The 17,916-nt window shown below is 69.5% G+C and carries 16 protein-coding genes; 11 read left to right on the top strand and 5 right to left on the bottom strand.

The window, feature by feature from the left end; all coding sequences use genetic code 11:
• The first annotated feature begins 1,028 nt into the window (after positions 1-1,028).
• Positions 1,029-1,562: a flavodoxin domain-containing protein gene (locus tag ACIBVP_RS42850; protein WP_396112363.1), complete on the top strand. Its 534-nt coding sequence runs from the start codon at positions 1,029-1,031 to the stop codon at positions 1,560-1,562.
• 212 nt (positions 1,563-1,774) lie between these two features.
• Here the strand turns inward: ACIBVP_RS42850 and ACIBVP_RS42845 are convergent, their stop codons facing one another.
• The 3 genes from ACIBVP_RS42845 to ACIBVP_RS42835 are packed head-to-tail and all read right to left on the bottom strand — an operon-like array spanning position 1,775 to position 6,149.
• Positions 1,775-4,375 (bottom strand): multicopper oxidase domain-containing protein, encoded by a 2,601-nt coding sequence (locus ACIBVP_RS42845; RefSeq protein ID WP_396112362.1) that lies wholly within the window; start codon positions 4,373-4,375, stop codon positions 1,775-1,777.
• Positions 4,372-5,502 carry a hypothetical protein gene (locus ACIBVP_RS42840; RefSeq protein WP_396112361.1) on the bottom strand — a complete coding sequence of 377 codons (1,131 nt, stop codon included), beginning with the start codon at positions 5,500-5,502 and terminating at the stop codon, positions 4,372-4,374. Before ACIBVP_RS42840 ends, ACIBVP_RS42845 begins: the two co-directional genes overlap by 4 nt.
• On the bottom strand, positions 5,499-6,149 hold the full coding sequence (locus ACIBVP_RS42835) for a helix-turn-helix transcriptional regulator (protein ID WP_396112360.1): 651 nt from the start codon (positions 6,147-6,149) through the stop codon (positions 5,499-5,501). The genes ACIBVP_RS42840 and ACIBVP_RS42835 overlap by 4 nt, the downstream gene beginning before the upstream one ends.
• Positions 6,150-6,214: 65 nt before the next feature.
• Here ACIBVP_RS42835 and ACIBVP_RS42830 point away from each other — a divergent pair, with 65 nt between their 5' ends.
• Complete coding sequence (locus ACIBVP_RS42830) at positions 6,215-6,976, top strand: DUF2249 domain-containing protein (protein ID WP_396112359.1); 762 nt, start codon at positions 6,215-6,217, stop codon at positions 6,974-6,976.
• A gap of 19 nt (positions 6,977-6,995) precedes the next feature.
• On the opposite strand, the gene ACIBVP_RS42825 is transcribed toward ACIBVP_RS42830, so the two are convergent.
• On the bottom strand, positions 6,996-7,430 hold the full coding sequence (locus ACIBVP_RS42825; RefSeq protein WP_396112358.1) for an RrF2 family transcriptional regulator: 435 nt from the start codon (positions 7,428-7,430) through the stop codon (positions 6,996-6,998).
• A gap of 133 nt (positions 7,431-7,563) precedes the next feature.
• On the opposite strand from ACIBVP_RS42825, the gene ACIBVP_RS42820 reads away from it, so the two are divergent.
• The gene (locus tag ACIBVP_RS42820) at positions 7,564-8,787 is read left to right on the top strand and encodes a globin domain-containing protein (protein WP_396112357.1); all 1,224 of its coding nucleotides are present in this window, start codon (positions 7,564-7,566) and stop codon (positions 8,785-8,787) included.
• Between the two features lie 23 nt (positions 8,788-8,810).
• On the opposite strand, the gene ACIBVP_RS42815 is transcribed toward ACIBVP_RS42820, so the two are convergent.
• Positions 8,811-9,563, bottom strand: coding sequence for a DsbA family protein (locus ACIBVP_RS42815; RefSeq protein ID WP_396112356.1), 753 nt, complete (start codon positions 9,561-9,563; stop codon positions 8,811-8,813).
• Between the two features lie 182 nt (positions 9,564-9,745).
• On the opposite strand from ACIBVP_RS42815, the gene ACIBVP_RS42810 reads away from it, so the two are divergent.
• The 8 genes from ACIBVP_RS42810 to ACIBVP_RS42775 all read left to right on the top strand — a co-directional run bounded on the left by ACIBVP_RS42810 (position 9,746) and on the right by ACIBVP_RS42775 (position 17,781).
• Entirely contained in the window at positions 9,746-10,876 is a 1,131-nt protein-coding gene (locus ACIBVP_RS42810) for an ABC transporter permease (RefSeq protein ID WP_396112355.1), read from the top strand.
• Complete coding sequence (locus ACIBVP_RS42805) at positions 10,873-11,589, top strand: ABC transporter ATP-binding protein (RefSeq protein WP_396112354.1); 717 nt, start codon at positions 10,873-10,875, stop codon at positions 11,587-11,589. Before ACIBVP_RS42810 ends, ACIBVP_RS42805 begins: the two co-directional genes overlap by 4 nt.
• A 3-nt stretch (positions 11,590-11,592) precedes the next feature.
• Complete coding sequence (locus ACIBVP_RS42800) at positions 11,593-12,201, top strand: TetR/AcrR family transcriptional regulator (protein ID WP_396112353.1); 609 nt, start codon at positions 11,593-11,595, stop codon at positions 12,199-12,201.
• Positions 12,202-12,443: 242 nt separating this feature from the next.
• Complete coding sequence (aceE, locus tag ACIBVP_RS42795) at positions 12,444-15,164, top strand: pyruvate dehydrogenase (acetyl-transferring), homodimeric type (RefSeq protein ID WP_396112368.1); 2,721 nt, start codon at positions 12,444-12,446, stop codon at positions 15,162-15,164.
• A 16-nt stretch (positions 15,165-15,180) separates the two neighbouring features.
• On the top strand, positions 15,181-15,459 hold the full coding sequence (locus tag ACIBVP_RS42790) for a DUF3040 domain-containing protein (protein ID WP_396112352.1): 279 nt from the start codon (positions 15,181-15,183) through the stop codon (positions 15,457-15,459).
• Positions 15,456-15,815 (top strand): DUF488 domain-containing protein, encoded by a 360-nt coding sequence (locus tag ACIBVP_RS42785; RefSeq protein WP_396112351.1) that lies wholly within the window; start codon positions 15,456-15,458, stop codon positions 15,813-15,815. The genes ACIBVP_RS42790 and ACIBVP_RS42785 overlap by 4 nt, the downstream gene beginning before the upstream one ends.
• A gap of 312 nt (positions 15,816-16,127) precedes the next feature.
• Positions 16,128-17,318 carry an MFS transporter gene (locus tag ACIBVP_RS42780; RefSeq protein WP_396112367.1) on the top strand — a complete coding sequence of 397 codons (1,191 nt, stop codon included), beginning with the start codon at positions 16,128-16,130 and terminating at the stop codon, positions 17,316-17,318.
• Entirely contained in the window at positions 17,311-17,781 is a 471-nt protein-coding gene (locus ACIBVP_RS42775) for a hemerythrin domain-containing protein (RefSeq protein ID WP_396112350.1), read from the top strand. Before ACIBVP_RS42780 ends, ACIBVP_RS42775 begins: the two co-directional genes overlap by 8 nt.
• The last annotated feature ends 135 nt before the right edge of the window (positions 17,782-17,916 follow it).

Below are 17,916 nucleotides of genomic sequence, written 5' to 3'. Positions count from 1 at the left end.
ACGCCGCCGGTCATGAAGAACACGAACGAGGTGACGAGGTAGAGGACGCCGATCAGCTTGGGGTCGGTGGTCCGGAAGATCCCGAGGAGCGCAGCACCTTTCCCGCCCCGCACCGCGTATGTCGGAATAGAAACCGGTTTCACCGCGGTCATGACGCGCTCCCGCCGCAGACAGACGCATTGCCTCCCGACCCCATGCTTCTCCACCGTCACACACTTGGCAAGCCACCCGCCGTACCAAAGTCGCCCAAGGCCGGCCGCGTGAACGCCGCACAGACCTTCAGCGTCCGCGATGGACAGTGGCGACCGATGTGCATCTCCGCACGCGACCGTCCGTCTCCAAGGGACAGTGCGCTGTCGGCACCGAACTTTCGAGCACAGCTGCCATTCGGCGGATCGCCGCGGGGGTTGATGTTGGCTAACCTGTCCACGCACTGGCGAATGCCGCAGGCTCCCCGGCAACGCGGTGGCCAGCGCACAGGAGTCCCTCGCGTACACCCCCCGAGCGCGAGGGACTCCCCTGATATCCCGACACGGACTTCCAGAAACTCGGCGAGCGGTCACCGCAGTTGGTCGCCGACCTACGGCCTGGTCTATCGCCACTGGTCCAGTGGCTCCCCCACCTCCGGTTCCCGGAGTAGTGATCGTGCGGGCCCTTGGTCCCGTACACACGGGACGTTCGCCCGCGGCCGGTAACCGTCAGACCGGGCTTTCGTGTTGTCACAGCCCACTTTCGAGGAGGGCGTCATGACCGACGCGACGGGATGGCGCGCCGACGTTCTCATCGAGAACGTCACAGTCAGGGCCCGAACTCGCGCCAGAACGCGGCTGAGGCGCCGCGAGGGCCCACGGACACCGGAGAAGCGCTGGCCGGGGCCAGGAGTGTCCGACCTGCTTGGCTCTCGCTACCGCACGGGATGGGCCGGTTCCGTGGAGTCACAGTCCAGGACGGGGTCGTCCGCCAGGCGCCCGGTCCAGAAGCCGGACGCCGTCCACGAGTCGCGACCTGTCTACATTGGAGCGTTTGAGATGACCAACCACATCGACCGGGTACTGGTCGGTTACGCGGGCACCGGTGGTTCGACGGAGTCGATCGCCACGTTCGTCGCGGCTCGCCTGAACGCACGAGGTCTGACGGCCGATCTGTGGGATCTCGCCGAACGGCCCAGCGTGGAGGGCTACGACGCGGTCGTGCTCGGCAGCAGGGTTCGTGACGGCGCGCTGCTCCGCGCCGCAGAGAACTTCGTCTGGCACAACGCCGACGCGTTGCGGGTACGGCCAGTGTGGCTGTTCAGCGTCGGGATCAGCCCGTCCTTGCGCGGCCCCGTCGGCCACCTGCTGCGGGACATCGTGCCAACGCGCATCGCCGAACTGTGCGAACTGATCGGACCGCGCGACTACCACGCGTTCGCGGGTGTGGTGTCGCGTCAAGGCGCCCCTCTGCTCGCCCGCATCGTGTTGCGGTTGTGCGGTGGCCGCTATGGCGACCTGCGCGACTGGCAGGCGATCGAAACGTGGACCGACAGCATCACCGCGTACCTGCGCGGCGCGGTCCCGGCGTAGTCGTCAGATGAGCACGGTTCGAGATCCTGCTTCGGACCGGCCACGCCGGACCTGACGGCTGCCGGGAGGCGAAGTCGCCTGTCATGGACTTCGGCGATCAGTACTCCGAACTCAACGTCGACTCACGCACCGCAGCCGTCGCCACCGCGACCAGTCTCGGCTTCATCCGCCCGACACCCCCGGGGACAACCTTTGACGGGTATCGTTCCGGTTCAGGACGTGACGTGAAGGACTCCGTGGGCGCCACGTTCGCCGTCGGTCATGACGTGGTTGACGAAGGGGTAGTGGCCGGGTTCGGGCAGGGTGAGTTCCACGAAGCCGCCCTGGGCGGGTAGCAGCGGCAGTACCTGCGCGCCGGTGTCGGTCGCGGGAGCGGCGGCGGAGCCGAGGAGCCACTGGCCTTCGGACCAGACCCGGTCGAACTGACCGCCGACGACATGGAAGGACAGGGGCCGGGCCGGACCTGCGTCGAGTACCCACAGCCGTACGCGTTCGCCGGTCCGGGCCGTGAGTGGCTGGTGGTCGTACTGGTCGGGATAGCCGTTGAAGACCACCGCGTCGGGTTGTCCTGCCTGGAGGGCCGCAGTGTCGGGTGTTCCGCCCTGCGGGCCGAAGTACAACTCGGACTGGATGAGTACGTAGGTCCGGTCCGCGGGTGGCAGGTCCGGTGGTTCGATCACGACGGCGCCGAACAGACCCGCGGCGATGTGGGAGGACATGGGCATCGTGGAGCAGTGGTACATCCAGATGCCCGCTCGGGTCGCGGTGAACCGGTAGACCAGGGACTCGCCCGGGCTGATCGTGCGCATCGGCTGGTCGGGGGCGAGCGAGCCGGCGTGGAAGTCGATCGAGTGTCCGATCGTGCCGTCGTTGACGAGGGTGATCTCGAAGCGGTCGCCCACCCGTCCGTGGAGCACCGGCCCGGGCGTGGTGCCGTTGTAGGTCCAGACGGTCTGCCGTACCCCGGGAGCGACCTCCTGCTCGGTTTCGGTGACGACCAGCCGCACCCGGTGCACCCGTTCACGTGGTGGCCCGGGCAGGCGGGCGTCACGGGTGCGGAAGCCCTCTTGCGGCGCCGCGCCCGGCGTGTAGGTGGCCCGCGGGCCATCGGGCGTGGGTTCGGTGGCGCGGTGGGTGCCGTGGTCGGCGGCGCCGCGCGCACGCACGGTCAACACCATGCCCATCTGGCGGTGCCCCACCACCGAGCACCACCCTTCGAGGTCGCGGCCCACCACGCCGGCATCCACCGTGCCGGACTCTCCTGGCGCGAGGCGGCCGGAGTCGGCGCCGGTGTCGAGCACGAGGTCGTGCACGTCACCGTCGGAGGCGTTGCGGACGGTGATGACCAGTCGGTCACCCGCCGGAACCTCGATGGTGGCTGGAGTGAATCGCATCCCGGACGCGGTGACCTCGACCGTGGTCGTGTTGCCGGTGGGTGCGACACCGTTGGCGGCGGACCCGGTGGTGCTGCCCAGCGCGGCGGGGTCGAGGGCGGCTCCCACCGACGTGGCGACCAGCACCGCGGCGAGGCCGGCGACCGCGAGACCGGCGCGCCGCCCGGCAGGCCGGGCGCCCTCCGGCGGTTGTTTGCCTGCGACGGGCGGCGCCTCGTCCGGTGTGCCGGCCCTGGCTCGCCGGGAAGCACGCATGGCGACGAAGAGGATCGGCACGAAGCTCGCCAGCGCACCCAGGACCAGCGTGGACACCACGACTCGCACCAGACTCGGTACCGGGAGGGCGCACACGAGCAGACCCATGTTGATGACGACCAGGCGCGCGGGGCCGCCCGCGTCGAACGCCCGGTTGGCGGCACGGACGGGTGTGGGACCGCCGCCGAGCACGACCGGGATCAGGTAGGACGACGCCCCGATCAGGACCTGGGCGACGAAGCCGACGGCGAGCAGCGGGGTGACCTCGCTCAGCGCGCGGTCCAGGTGGGTCCAGTCGCGGCTGGTGAGTGTGGTGGCCGCCAACAGGACGAGGCAGCCCACCAGCCACGCGACGCCGGTCAGGATCGACCACGCCGCGAAGGACGTGGGTGGTTTCGACCTGGCTGCGCGTAGCGCGGGCTTCGCCAGCAGCGCGATCCCGGCGAGGTAGGCGACGAGACCGACGACGATTCCCGGCCGCGGCCCGGCGAGCGCGCTGCCCGCGGTCGTGACGACCGCGGCGGTCAGCAGCGGCAGCGCGCGTCTGGCCGCACGTTCCGCGCCGTCGGCGATCCGGGTGCGGAGCACGGTCGGCCACAGGGTCACCAGGGTTCCCAGCACGGTGAGTCCGAGGAACCCGAGGACGTTGACGGCGATGTGGGCGAGCCGTAGCCGGTCGTGGAGTGCGCCGGCCTCGTCGTAGGCCATCCAGGTGCCGAAGGCGGCGCCGATGGGGAGGAACGCCCCGGCCGCGACGTAGAAGCGGACGGTCGGGGCGAACCGGCTGCCGAGTGCCCGGCGCACCTGGCGCGCGAGCACGCCCGCGTGCCAGACGACCGCGGTCGCGACGAGGCCGGCGCCCGCCGCCGTGACGGGCCACACGTCGCCGAGGATGCCGGTGACCACGACGGCGACACCGGCGTTGAACAGGGCGAGCCGGATGGTCTGCTCGCGGCGCGGGGTGGGCGGGCAGCGCAGCAGCGTGTCGGCGAAGTAGCGGCTCCAGACGAGGATCGCGTGCCCGGCCGCCCCCAGCACCAGTAGGTGGATCATCAGCCAGCGCGGTTCGGGAACGAACGGGTGGACGAAGGTGGACGCACCGGCCGCGACGAGCCAGCCCACGGTGGGCAGGTCACGCATCGGCCAGAAGCCTCGGGCGCTCACGCCACACCTCCGGGTACCGGCGGGCGCCGGGTGAGTGACCACCCGACGGTGAGGAGAAAGCCGAGCAGGGCCAGCACGGTGAGCACGCCACCGGCCTGCCAGGCGGCCCGGATGCCCAGCGCGTCACCCAGCCAGAGCCGCACCACGAGACCGACGTGCAGGAGCAGCAGCGGAAGGTACATGCCGCGGTGGAAAGCCAGGGGTAGCGCCGCCACGGCAGGCAGGATGACCGGTGCGTGCGCCATGACCATCGACATGGTGAAGCCGAGGAACACGGCGTGCGCGGAGGCGTCGTAGGCGGGCGACGACCCGTCGGTTGTGTCGGCGACCGCCCAGACCGCGGCGGCCACGCCCAGCCACGCCTGCCCGGCCAGCATGGCCCGGGCCATGAACCGCGCTGGTTCCGCGGCCCGCACGGTGTGCCGGGCGACGTCGTAGCGAACCAGCCACACGGCCACCCCACCGACGGCGATCCCGAAGCAGAACGTGAACGCCGGCCACAGCAACGCGACGAGCGCGGAACAGGCCACCGATGCCGCGAGCGACACCAGCACCCGCTCGGCAGCGGCGGGCATCCGCAGCCGTGCGAGTTCCAGCCGCTCCCCCGCGACGGTGAGCACGAGGAACCCCGCAAACCACGGCACCAGCGACTGGACCGGCACGCCGCCCAGTGCGCCGATCGCGGCTCCGGCGGCGAGTACCGCGCCCAGTGCCTGGACCAGCACGGCCTGGTCGTACCGGCGGCGCCACAGTCCGACGTAGACGACGACCAGCGCCGCCGACCCGGCCACGAGCAGTACCGTGCCCGCGATCCGGACGTGTGGCGCGAGGAGCAGCAGGGCACCGGCCGCCAAACCGGCGGGAGCGAGGTAGCCGGTGCGTCTGCGCAGTGCCACCGCACGTTCGAGGGCGATCAACGCGCCGACGAACCCCAGGGTCATCAGCATCCCGTGGGACTCGGCTGCCCGTGTCCCCGGCCCCGGCGACCACACCCCGAGCAGGGAGAGCGCGCCGTCAAGCCCGGCCAGCAGCGCCGCCGCGGCGGGGAGGGCGAACAGTGCACGCCGTGCCGGCACGCGTCGCGACGGGCGGGCACGCGGGGCGGGGTTCGCGATCTCGGCTGTCATGCCGGGTCCTCGACGCGGAGTCGGCAGGCGCCGACCTCGGCGAACGGTTCCAGCTCCACGCCCGTGTCCGCCCCCGTGCGGTGCAGCAGCCCCTCGACCAGCCCGCGGTGGACACCGCACACCACCTCCGGCGCGGTCCGGGCGGCCGCGAGCAGCGGACAGCGGGTCAACCGGAACACCGACGCGTCGGCGTGGTCGGGTTGGGGGCTGAACCCCATCCGCTCGAGCACGTCCCGCACACCGGGCGACTGACCGGGCTCCTGGGCGAGGCGACGGCCCCAGCCGCGTCCCGCCCGGCGCGCCTCCTCGGCCGGGCTCGCGCTGGCGCGCGTGACTGCCTCGGCCAACGCGATCGCCAGCCCTGTGACCTCGGCGACCTGTCCGGGACGCGCCCCGGAGGCCGCATAACGGTGTGCGGGACGCCCCCGCCCACTGGCCGGTTCCCGGGTGCGGACCACGGCGCCGCTGTCCAGCAGCGGGTCCAGGTGGGATCGCAACGTGTTCGGGTGCAGCCCACTGGCCTCGGCCAGCTCGGCGAGGGTCACCGGAGCGGCCTGCGAATCCAGCGCGGCGAGCAGCTTCGCCTGGCCGGCGGGCAGTGGAGGCTCCGCAGTCGTTCGTGGACCGACCTGGCCAATATTTTTCACGAGATAATTGTAGTAAATTAGCGGACACAGGTCACCCGCAGGCCCCGAGAGGGAGGAGAGGGACGATGAGCGACGTTGTCATCGCCAGCGACCGAGAGGACGCCGAGGCAGCCGAACGGGTCGTGGAACATCACGCCGAACTGGCCGGCCGACTCGCCACGCTGGTACAGGCCACGACCAAGGCGACGTCGGAAAAGGAGACATGGGGCGCACGCGACCGGCTGGTCGACTGGGTACACGGCGAACTACTCCCCCACGCCGAAGCCGAGGAACAGTCCCTCTACCCGGCCGCCGCCGAACGAGCCGAACTGACAGTACTGGTCCGCGAGATGGTGGCCGAGCACCACGCGATTCGCGATCTGGTGGACAGGCTGACACAGGCGACCTCACCCGGCGACGCCATCGCCGCGGCCGGCGCTTTGCAGGCCGTACTGGACATCCACCTCCACAAGGAGAACGACGTCGTCCTACCCGCACTGGTCGCCTCCACCGACCACTCGGTCGCCGAACTACTCGACGGGATGCACGCGATTCTCGGCACCACCCCGGCCGCGGCGGAGGCCGCCGGGCACACGTGCGCCTGTGGCCACGAAGATGGCGAGGCCACACCCGAACTGGATGCGCGCTCGATCCCGCACGCGATACGACACGCCACGATCATCGGCGCACTCGACACGGTCGCACCGGGACACGACCTGATCCTGCTGGCGCCACACGACCCCCTGCCGCTACTCGCCCAACTGGAAGAGCGGGAGCCGGGCGCGTTCGACGTCGACTACCTGCAGCGGGGACCGGAGACGTGGCGACTGCGGTTCCGGCGGCACTGAACCACACGCGCGGACAGGATCAACGCGTGACGCCGGAGGTCAGCTCAAGCAGCACGGTGCGGCCGGCCGGTCGCACCAGATCACCGATCAGCACGGTGTCCAGTTCCGCGTAGAAGGCCTCCTGGGCACGGCGCAGCACGCCGCGCAAAGTACACGTGCTCCGCAACGGACAGCTCGGGGACTCGCAGTCCACGACCGGCGCCGTGCCCTCGAAGTCGCGAACAACCTCCCCCACCGATCGCCTCGTCGCCTCCGGGTCGATTCGCAGACCCCCCGCCTGCCCTCGCGTCGTCTGCAGAAGACCGGCACGCGCAAGGCGCTGCACGACCTTGGCGAGGTGGTTGCGCGACACGGCGAGGGTGGTCGCCAGCTCGTCGATCGTGTGCCGGCCCGGGTGCGCGGCGGCGTGCATGAGCACACGAAACGCGATGTCGGTGCTCACGGACAACCTCACGCATACACCCTATCAACAGTTCACCTTGAGTGACATTGATCCCACTCCATGTGATCATCGCCACCGGGACTCCAAAGAGGTATCTCAGATACCTTAATGCGTAGCCGCCCCCTGCGTCCCTGGAGGTTCCCGCATGTTGTCCCCTGAGTCGGCCGAGGTCATCCGCGCCACGGCCAGCACGGTCGTGCGCCACGGAGAGGAGATCACCGGGCGCTTCTACGAGCGGATGTTCGCCGCCCAACCAGACCTCCTCGACCTGTTCAACCGCGGCAACCAGGCCAACGGGCAGCAGCGGCAGGCACTCGCCATGTCCGTCGCCGCCGTGGCGGGACACCTCGCCGGCCTCGCCCCGGTACCACTGGACGACATCGTCGACCGGATCGCCCACAAGCACGCCTCGGTCGGAATCGCCCCCGCCCAGTACACGGTGGTCGGGCGTCATCTCATGGCGGCGATCAGCGAGGTGCTCGGCGACGCGGTGACACCCGCTGTCCGTGACGCCTGGGACGAGGTCTACTGGTTGTTCGCCTGCCTCCTGGTCGCGAAGGAGGCGCGCCTGTACCAGAGCGCGGGCAACGACTTCAACCGTCCGTTCGCGCCCTACCGGGTCACCCGCACACGACAGGACACCCCGGACGTGATGTCCTTCTGGCTGGCGCCGGAGTCCGGCCAGACCGCCCACCACCGACCCGGTCAGTACGTGAGCGTCGCCGTCCAACTGCCCGGGATCGGCCGTCAGATCCGCCAGTACTCCATCAGTTCCGCACCCGGGGCGCCCGAGATCCGCATCAGCGTCAAGCGCCACCGCGCCGCCGGTGACCGACCGGCCGGCATGGTGTCCACGTACCTGCACGACCAGGTCCGCCCAGGCGACGCGCTCCAGGTCAGCCCGCCATTCGGCGACCTGACGCTCCCCGACGGCGACTCGCCACTGCTGTTGGCCAGCGCCGGGGTCGGCAGCACGCCGATGATCTCCTGCCTCGAACTCCTGGCGAGCACAGGGAACACCCGACCGATCACCGTGCTGCACGCCGACCGCGGACCCGACACCCATCCTCTGCGGCAGGAGATGTTCGCGGCAGTCCGCAAGATTCCGGAGGCTTCCCTGCACCTGTGGTACGAGCACGGGACGACCGACCTGCCCGGCAACGCCGAGGTCAGGTCAGGGCTGGCCGAGCCGGGGGCTCTTGCGCTCAGCCACGCGACCCAGGCCGTGCTGTGCGGACCGCTGCCGTTCATGAACATCGTCAGGCGCGACCTGCTCGACCGCGGCGTCCCCGTGGAACACATCCGCTACGAGGTCTTCGGCCCCGACGCCTGGCTCGGCAACCCGACCGCCGAACCCGCGACAGCCTGAGGCGCGCTGAGCGAGGCCGGTGACTACGCACGTCGATGTGAGTAGAGCCACCGGCCACCGGCCCGGGCCGCCCACGACACGGATGGGCGGACCCGAGGTGCGGGATAGCGTGTCGGCTCAGGGAGTTCGGGGACGACCGGGACTCCGAGCCGGATGATCATCTTGGCCAGTCGCCGTGGGACGTCCGCACCGAAGACGGGCAGCCCGTTCTCGACGAGTACCGGCAGGACGCCCTGCCGCAACCCGGCCCATTCGCCCTGCCACACACGAATTCGTCGCCACGCGCTGGTGGTGATCGGTCCTCGGCCCGGACTCACCGCATAACCGGACAGGCGCAGCGGGTCGGCCGGGGAATGACCTCGAAGGAACGGACCGGCCAGCGGTGTGCGCAGCCGTTCTGGATCGCCGATGTCCACTCCCTGTTCCCAGTACGCCCGGAAGAGCAGGCGCCGCACGTCGTCGGCCACGCCCGCGCCGTATGCCTCGGCGTAGGCGACGACGGCGGCGTGTGTGTTCGGCACGAAGGTCGGCCCGGTCCAGGCGAGTTGCTCGCCAGGCAGAAGAAGGTCACGGGTTTCCGCGATCTCGACGTCCAGCACGTGCCTGCTTTCAGCGTCGAGGCGACGGCCGGTCATCGGCACGCGTGGCGCGCTTTCGACGGCGCGCCAGTCGACGTCGACTCCCACAGCCCGCAGCGCGTCCACCCTCCTGCTGGTCAAACAACACAACGGGCTGCTGAAATCCGCATAGACGATCAGGCGATCGTTGACGTTCATGCTCGCGCTCATCCTCACACCCCTGTCTCGTAACGATCTCCATGCTGCGCCGACGCGACCCGGCACGGCAGTGCCCAAAGTCCCTGACGGTCCACTGCCAACGTCTCGACCACCCCGACGGTCTTGCCGACGGACTGTCGGTATATTTGCCGACATGATGTCGGTTAGCTGGAGGGAGCGCCGTGTTCCTCGCCTTGCGTGAGCTCACCTTCGCCCGGGGACGGTTCGCCCTGATGGGTGGCGTGGTCGCGCTGATCGCGATCTTGATGGTGTTGTTGTCGGGACTGTCCGTGGGACTGGTCAACGACGGCGTGTCCGGCTTGAAGAAGGTGGCGGTGACGTCGTTCGCGTTCCAGGAGGGCGTGTCGACCGATGCCGCGTTCTCCCGGTCGGTGGTGGACATCAAGGCTGCCGACACCTGGCGCGGGCAACCAGGGGTCGAGGACGCGAGCCCGTTCGGCAACACGCTGGCCAACGCCAGGACCGACCAGAACGTCGACATCGACCTGGCCCTGTTCGGAGTGGAACCGGACAGCCCGCTGGCCCCGCAGGCGGTCAACGGCGCCCGGCTGGACGGGCCGGACACGGTGCTGCTCAGTCAGACCGCCGAGGAGGAGGGGGTGGCGGTGGGTGACACGATCACGCTCGCCCAGGTCGGCACGGAACTGCGTGTCGCGGGCTTCCTCGACGGCCAGCACACGTTCGGCCACGTCGAGATCGGCTATGTCAGCCTGCCGACGTGGCAGGAGATCCGGGCGGGCGTGCGCCCCGGCGAGCAGGCGCCCGACCACGTCTACGACGAGGTCACCGCGATCGCGGTGCGTGCCGCTCCCGGCGCCGAGGTGGACTTGGCAGCGGGCGACGCCGCCGCGGGGACCGCGTCGGTGACGTTGGAGGAGTCCTTCGGCGCCTCGCCCGGGTACACGGCGGAGACCTCGACGCTCGATCTCATCCAGACGTTCCTCTACGGCATCTCGGCGCTGGTGGTCGGCGCGTTCTTCACCGTCGTCACCATCCAGCGCAGGCAGGAGATCGCCGTGCTGCGAGCCATGGGCGCGAGCACCGCCCGGCTGCTCCTGGACAGCCTCGCGCAGTCGCTGATCCTTTTGCTCGTCTCCGCCGCGGTCGGGGTCGGGGTCGGTGTCGCCGCGGGCGCCGCGATCGCGGGTTCGCCGATGCCGTTCGCACTCGACTTCGGGTCGATCGCCATCGCCACCGCGGTGCTCATCCTGCTGGGCATGATCGGGGCAGGCGTGGCCGTACTGCGCATCACCCGAGTCGACCCGCTGACCGCTCTGGGAGGAAACCGATGACGACCACCTCCACCGAACCGAGCCTCGTCCTCGACAGTGTCACGCTGGTCCACGGCGACGGCGAGGAGACGGTCACCGCCCTCGACGACGTCCACCTCACGGTGGCGGCAGGCGAGTTCGTCGCCGTCGTCGGCCCATCGGGTTCCGGCAAGTCCAGCCTGCTGGCCATCGCCGGCGCTCTTGTACCACCCACCAGCGGAAACGTACGAATCAGCGGTACCGACCTGAGCGGCCTGAACCGCAGGCAGCTAACCCGACTGCGTCGCGACCACATCGGGTTCGTCTTCCAGTCCGGCAACCTGGTCCCCGCGCTGACCGCCATCGACCAACTCCGGCTGCCGCTCACTTTCGGCAAGGCGGGCGAACCGCGTGACCCGGCGGCGCTGCTGGCGGAGGTCGGCATGACCCACCGCGCCGACCGGCGCCCCCACCAGCTCTCCGGCGGTGAACGGCAGCGGGTCGGCATCGCGCGAGCCCTCATCACCCGTCCGTCGCTGCTACTGGTCGACGAGCCCACCGCGGCGCTGGACCGGCAACGCAGCCAGGAGATCGTCGGCCTGCTCGCACGGGAGGCGCACCAACACGGCGTGGCCACCGTCATGGTGACCCACGACCACAACGTGCTCCACCACTGCGACCGGGTACTGGAGATGACCGACGGTATGTTGGCCGAACACACACCGGACACCGTCGCGAGTTCCCAGCCGAGGTGAGCAGTGCCCCGCATCCAGGCCCCGACTGTCGCCGAGCACCGCGCCCGGCAGCGCAGAGCGATCCTGGACGCCGCACTCGCCCACCTCGCCGAGAAGGGCACCGCACCGTCACTCGCGGACGTCGGTGCCCGTGCCGGCCTGGCCCGCTCCAGCGTCTACGAGTACTTCTCATCCCGGGACAACCTGCTCGCGGAGGTCATCGCCGACGTCTTCCCGGCCTGGGCGGCCCGGATCACCGTGGCGGTCGAGACGGCACCAACCCCGGGCGAACGCGTGTGGGCCTACGTCAGAGCCAACATGGAACTGTTCGCCGGTTCCGAACAGGCCGTCGCCCGCGCGCTCACCAACGTCGTCGACCCGGCCGTGCTGGCCGCGCCGATGACACGGTTCCACGAGTCACTCCAGAAACCGCTCCTCGCCGCCCTGCGCGCACACGGGGAGTCCCAGCCCGACGTCGTGGCGGACATCATCGGCTCCATGGTGGTCCGCGCCAGCCGCGACCTGTGGTCTCCCAACAAACGCACCGCCCGGCGTCGTCTCAACACCGGGCTGGCACTCCTGCGCACCCTCCTAGGCCCCTACCTCGGGCTCGCGCAGGGCACACCGGACTGATGGTGCGACGGCTCGGCCGTTCTCACCGGCGTGGTGGCGCTCGCTGAAAGTTCGCGGGCCGGCCGACGCCCGTCGCCGTAGTCACACTCGCGCTGACCCTCGGATGTCCGGGGACGGACCGTGTCCCGAACGTCGTTCACCGACGTGAACACACTTATATCGTGATACGATACAAATGAGGCGGCGCCTGACCAGTTCGAGCACTGTCGACGACAGGAGCGCACGTGTCCGTCGGCGACGGAATGGAGGCACCCGTGGCACCCTCACAGGAAGCCCGGTCGGCGTTCGACGGCGGCGCGCTCGACCAGCTCGTCGACCCGGATCCGACCGAGACCGGAGAGTGGCTGGCGTCGCTGGACGGGGCGGTGAGTCATGTCGGCCCGGCGAGGACTCGCTACCTGATGCTCCGACTGCTGCAACGCGCACGTGAGCGTCAGGTCGACGTGCCAGACGTGCGGAGCACCGACTACATCAACACCATTCCGCCCGAGTTGGAACCACCCTTCCCCGGCGACGAACGAGTCGAACGCCGTATCCGTGCCTATATCCGCTGGAACGCGGCGGTCATGGTCCATCGCGCGCAGCGTCCGGGAATCGGCGTGGGCGGCCACATCTCCACCTATGCGTCGGCCGCGTCGCTGTACGAGGTGGGGTTCAACCACTTCTTCCGCGGCCACGACGCCGAAGGCGGGGGCGACCAGATCTTCTTCCAGGGACACGCCTCCCCTGGCATCCTCGCCCGCGCGTTCATCGAGGGCCGACTGTCGGAGGACCAACTCGACGGGTTCCGGCAGGAACTGTCCCACCGCGGCGGCGGCCTGCCGTCCTATCCCCATCCCCGGCTGATGCCGGACTTCTGGGAGTTCCCGACGGTCTCGATGGGTCTCGGGCCGCTCAACGCGATCTACCAGGCACGGTTCAACCGCTACCTGCTGGCGCGCGGGATCCGTGACACCAGCGATCAGCGGGTGTGGGCGTTCCTGGGCGACGGCGAGATGGACGAGCCCGAGTCGCTCGGTGCGATCACCGTGGCAGCCCGCGAGGGGCTGGACAACCTCACGTTCGTGGTGAACTGCAACCTGCAGCGACTCGACGGCCCGGTACGCGGCAACGGCAAGATCATCCAGGAACTGGAGGCGTTCTTCCGCGGCGCCGGCTGGAACGTGATCAAGGTCGTCTGGGGCCGCGAGTGGGATCCCCTGCTGGCCGCCGACTCCCAGGGTGCCCTCGTCGACCTGATGAACAACACACCCGACGGAGACTTCCAGACGTACAAGGCCGAGTCCGGCGCCTTCGTGCGCGAGCACTTCTTCGGCCGCGACTCCCGTACCCGGGATATGGTCGCCCACCTCAGCGACGAGGAGATCTGGAACCTCAAGCGTGGTGGGCACGACTACCGCAAGCTCTACGCCGCCTACCGTGCCGCGACCGAGCACACCGGCACGCCAACGGTGATCCTGGCCAAGACGATCAAAGGCTGGACACTCGGATCACACTTCGAGGGCCGCAACTCCACCCATCAGATGAAGAAGCTGACCATCGCGGACCTCAAGAACTTCCGCGACCGGCTCTACCTCGACATCCCCGACTCGGCACTGGACGAGAACCAGCCGCCCTATTACTGGCCGCGCAACAGCACAGAGATGGACTACCTGCACGAACGTCGCCGGGCGCTCGGCGGCTACCTACCGGCCCGCACGGTGCGCGGCACGCCACTGGTCCTGCCTGGCGACCCCACCTACGCCGTTGCCCGCCGCGGTTCAGGGCGCCAACCTGTTGCCACGACGATGGCCTTCGTCCGGCTCCTCAAGGATCTGATGAAGGATCCGCGGATCGGGCATCGCTTCGTGCCGATCATCCCGGACGAGGCCCGTACCTTCGGCCTGGACGCGTTGTTCGCCACGAAGAAGATCTATTCGCCCCACGGGCAGACCTACCTGTCGGTGGACCGCGACCAGATGTTGAGCTACCGCGAGGACACCGCCGGCGTATTGCTGCACGAGGGCATCACCGAGGCCGGGTCGGTCGCGTCGTGGACGGCCGCGGGCACGTCCTACGCCAGCCACGGCGAACCGATGATCCCGATCTACATCTTCTACTCGATGTTCGGGTTCCAACGCACGGGTGACGGCCTGTGGGCGGCCGCCGACCAGATGACCCGCGGGTTTCTGCTCGGCGCGACCGCCGGACGCACCACGCTCAACGGCGAAGGGCTGCAACACCAGGACGGCCACTCACTGCTGCTCGCTTCGACCAACCCGGCCTGTGTGGCCTACGACGCGGCCTATGCGTTCGAACTCAGCCACATCGTCCAGGACGCGCTGCGCCGGATGTACGGCGAACCGCGCGACGGTGAGGACCCCAACGTCTTCTACTACCTCACGCTCTACAACGAACCCGTTCCGCAACCGGCGCAACCCGAGGACGTGGACGTCGACGGCATCCTCGCCGGGATGCACCGCTACTCACCGGCTTCAGAAAGCGGCGGCGAGACCACTCCTCGAGCACAGATCCTCGCGTCGGGAATCGCGGTTCCGTGGGCCCTGCGGGCCCAACAGCTCCTCCGCGAGGACTGGGGTGTGCACGCGGACGTGTGGTCGGTGACCTCGTGGACACAGCTGCGGCGCGAGGCACTCGCCGCCGACGAATGGAACCTCGCCCACCCCGGGGAACCCCGGCGCGTCCCCTATGTCACACGTCGGCTGCGGGACTGCCCCGGACCGGTGGTCGCCGTCTCGGACTGGATGCGGGCCGTGCCCGACCAGGTCGCACCGTTCGTACCCACCGACTGGGCCTCCCTGGGCACCGACGGATTCGGCAGGTCCGACACGCGCCCCGCGCTACGCAGGCACTTCGGGGTCGACGCACCGTCGATCGTCCACCGCGTACTGGAACAACTGGTCCACCGGAGGGAACTGGACGAGTCGGTACTGGTCGCCGCTCACCGCGGGCTCTTCCAGTGAAGAGGGAGGTGTTGTGATGCTCAGTGAGCACGAACAGGCGACGCTGCGCGAGATCCAACGCCATCTGACCGTCGACGATCCAGACCTCGAAAAGTCGTTCCGCGACTTCGCGGCCACGCCGCCATCGGCTCGGTACCTGTGGGTGTACACAACGCTCGTGGTGGTCTCGGCCGTACTCGCCACGGCGATGCTCCTGGTCGGAGCGTTCGGCGGCGCTGTGGCATTCGCCGTCATCGCCTGCGCGCTCTGGTGGACCCGGCATCTCGAACGCGCCGAAGGCAGGTCCGGCGGATGACCCGGCAGACGGTTCGCATCCGCCGGGTGTACGACGCCCCGGAACCGGACGACGGTGCCCGGGTCCTCATCGACCGGGTGTGGCCACGTGGTCTCAGCAGCGACGCGGTGCGGGCCGACGAGTGGCTCAAGGACGTCGCGCCGTCGACGTCGTTACGACGGTGGTTCGGACATGATCCCGAGAAGTTCGGCGATTTCCGCTCCCGTTACCTCGACGAGCTGGACGACCCCACCCGCCACGCGGCGCTCGATCAACTGCGCGCGCTGGTGGAGCACGGTCCGCTCACCTTGCTCACCGCGACGAGGGACGTCGCCCACAGTCACGCCGCGGTACTGGCCGACCTGCTCCGGTCGTGAGCGGGACCCACAACGGGTCAGGTGGACGGTTGCCCGGGCAAGCACCACGATCCGCCGACCCACGAACGCGGGCGCGGAGGGTCCTTGGTCTCGGCGGCGTGGGTCTTTCCTCCCTACTCGTCGACAGGCACATCGCGAACACTGATGACGTCACCCGTTCGGGTGCGTACAGAGATCGCCGTGCGGCGACGAGCATCCGGGGTGACGATGACCGTGCGGGATCACACGACGCGTGCGACGGGCAAGGAGGCGGCGATGGGGCAGCTGACCCCTGAGCCATCCGTACGAGCGTCCTCGGCGAGCCACACGCCGATGGCCGGTCGGCGGGTGTTGATGTTGACGTTGGCGACGGTGGGTTTCGGGGTGAACTTCTGGGCATGGGCGTTGTTGAGCCCGCTTGGCCCGTTGTTCCAGGAGGACCTGGGGCTGAGTGCGTTCCAGCAGGCGTTGCTGGTCGCGGTGCCGGTGGTGGTGGGCTCGCTCGGGCGGATCCCGGTGGGCGCGTTGACCGACCGGTTCGGCGGGCGAGTGATGTTTCCGCTGGTCTCCGCGGTCACGATCGTGCCGGTGCTGTTCCTCGGCCTGGCAGGGCACACCTCATTGACCGCGCTGCTGATCGGCGGGTTCTTCCTCGGCATCGGCGGCACCTCCTTCGCCGTCGGCGTCCCGTTCGTCAACGCCTGGTTCCCACCCAACCGACGCGGCCTGGCGATCGGCGTGTTCGGCGCAGGCATGGGCGGTACCGCGATCAGCGCCCTGACCACCGTCCAACTCGTCGACACCGCCGGAATCGCCACGCCCTTCGTGATCACCGCCGCGGTCCTGGCCCTCTACGCCATCCTCGCCGCCCTCGTCATGCGCGACGCCCCAGACAGGTCCGTGCCCACCGAATCGGTCACCCGCAGACTGGCCGACACAGCACGACTACCGATTACCTGGCAGGCATCGGCCCTCTACGCCGTCGCCTTCGGCGGCTACGTCGCGTTCTCCGTCTACCTCCCGGCCTACCTCAAAACCGCCTACGGACTCACCCAGGCGGACGCCGCCAACCGCATGGCCGGATTCGTCATCCTCGCCGTGCTCATGCGACCCGCCGGCGGATGGCTGTCCGACCGGATCGGCCCGGTCCGCGTACTGGCCGCCGTGTTCGCCATCGTGATGGCCGCGGCCACCACCACCGCGTTCACCCCCGACCTCATGCCGCTGGGCACCATCGGCTTCCTGTCCATGGCCGCCGCGCTCGGCGCGGGCAGCGGCGCGGTCTTCGCGCTCGTCGCGCTACTCACCCCCACCAACAAGGTCGGCTCGGTCACCGGCATCGTCGGCGCCGCCGGCGGACTCGGCGGGTTCATCCCACCACTGGTCATGGGCGCCCTCTACGGCATCTTCGGCTCGTACACACTGGGACTCACCGCACTAGCCGTGGTAGCCGCCACAGCCCTCCTCTTCACCATCACCACCGTCCGCCGCGCGGCGACCAACCGTGAGGTGGCACATGTGTGAGTACTGCGGATGCCAGGCGGTGGACGCGATCGCGGAACTGACCGGCGAGCACGACGAGGTGGTCGCACTGATCAGCCACGTCCGGGACGCACACGCCCGCGGTGACGTGGCCAGGATGACCGAGTTGGCCGGGCAGATCGCCCGGATACTCGGTCCACACACGGCCGTCGAGGAACAGGGACTGTTCCCGGCGCTGGTCGGTGACTTCCCCGAGCACGTCGCCGGCCTGACCGACGAGCACCGCCGCATCGAGGGTGTGCTCGCCGAAGCGGCTGGTGGTGGGCCGACGGATCCAACCTGGCCCGGCCGGTTCATGGACACCCTGCGGCTGCTGCGCGACCACATCCTCGCGGAGCAGGACGGCGTGTTCCCCGCCGCGCTGGCCACCCTCACCACCGCTGACTGGAACACCGTCGACGACGTGCGGAGGCAAGTCCACGACTCGACGTCGCACATGCGCTGACCATCCGTCGACAGGTCGCTCGCCGAGACCTGCGTCACCGCGAGCTCACCACTAGGTTGGACGCAGGTTCCGGTCGACCAGTCATTCCGCGATCCAGGAGGACCACGGCGTGAGTACTCACACCGATCCGCATTC

The sequence above is a fragment of the Actinophytocola sp. NPDC049390 genome (assembly GCF_044466355.1).
In the GTDB taxonomy this organism is placed as follows: domain Bacteria; phylum Actinomycetota; class Actinomycetes; order Mycobacteriales; family Pseudonocardiaceae; genus Actinophytocola.
Note: the sequence above shows the minus strand (reverse complement) of the source record. Positions and strands in the feature narration are given on the sequence as shown.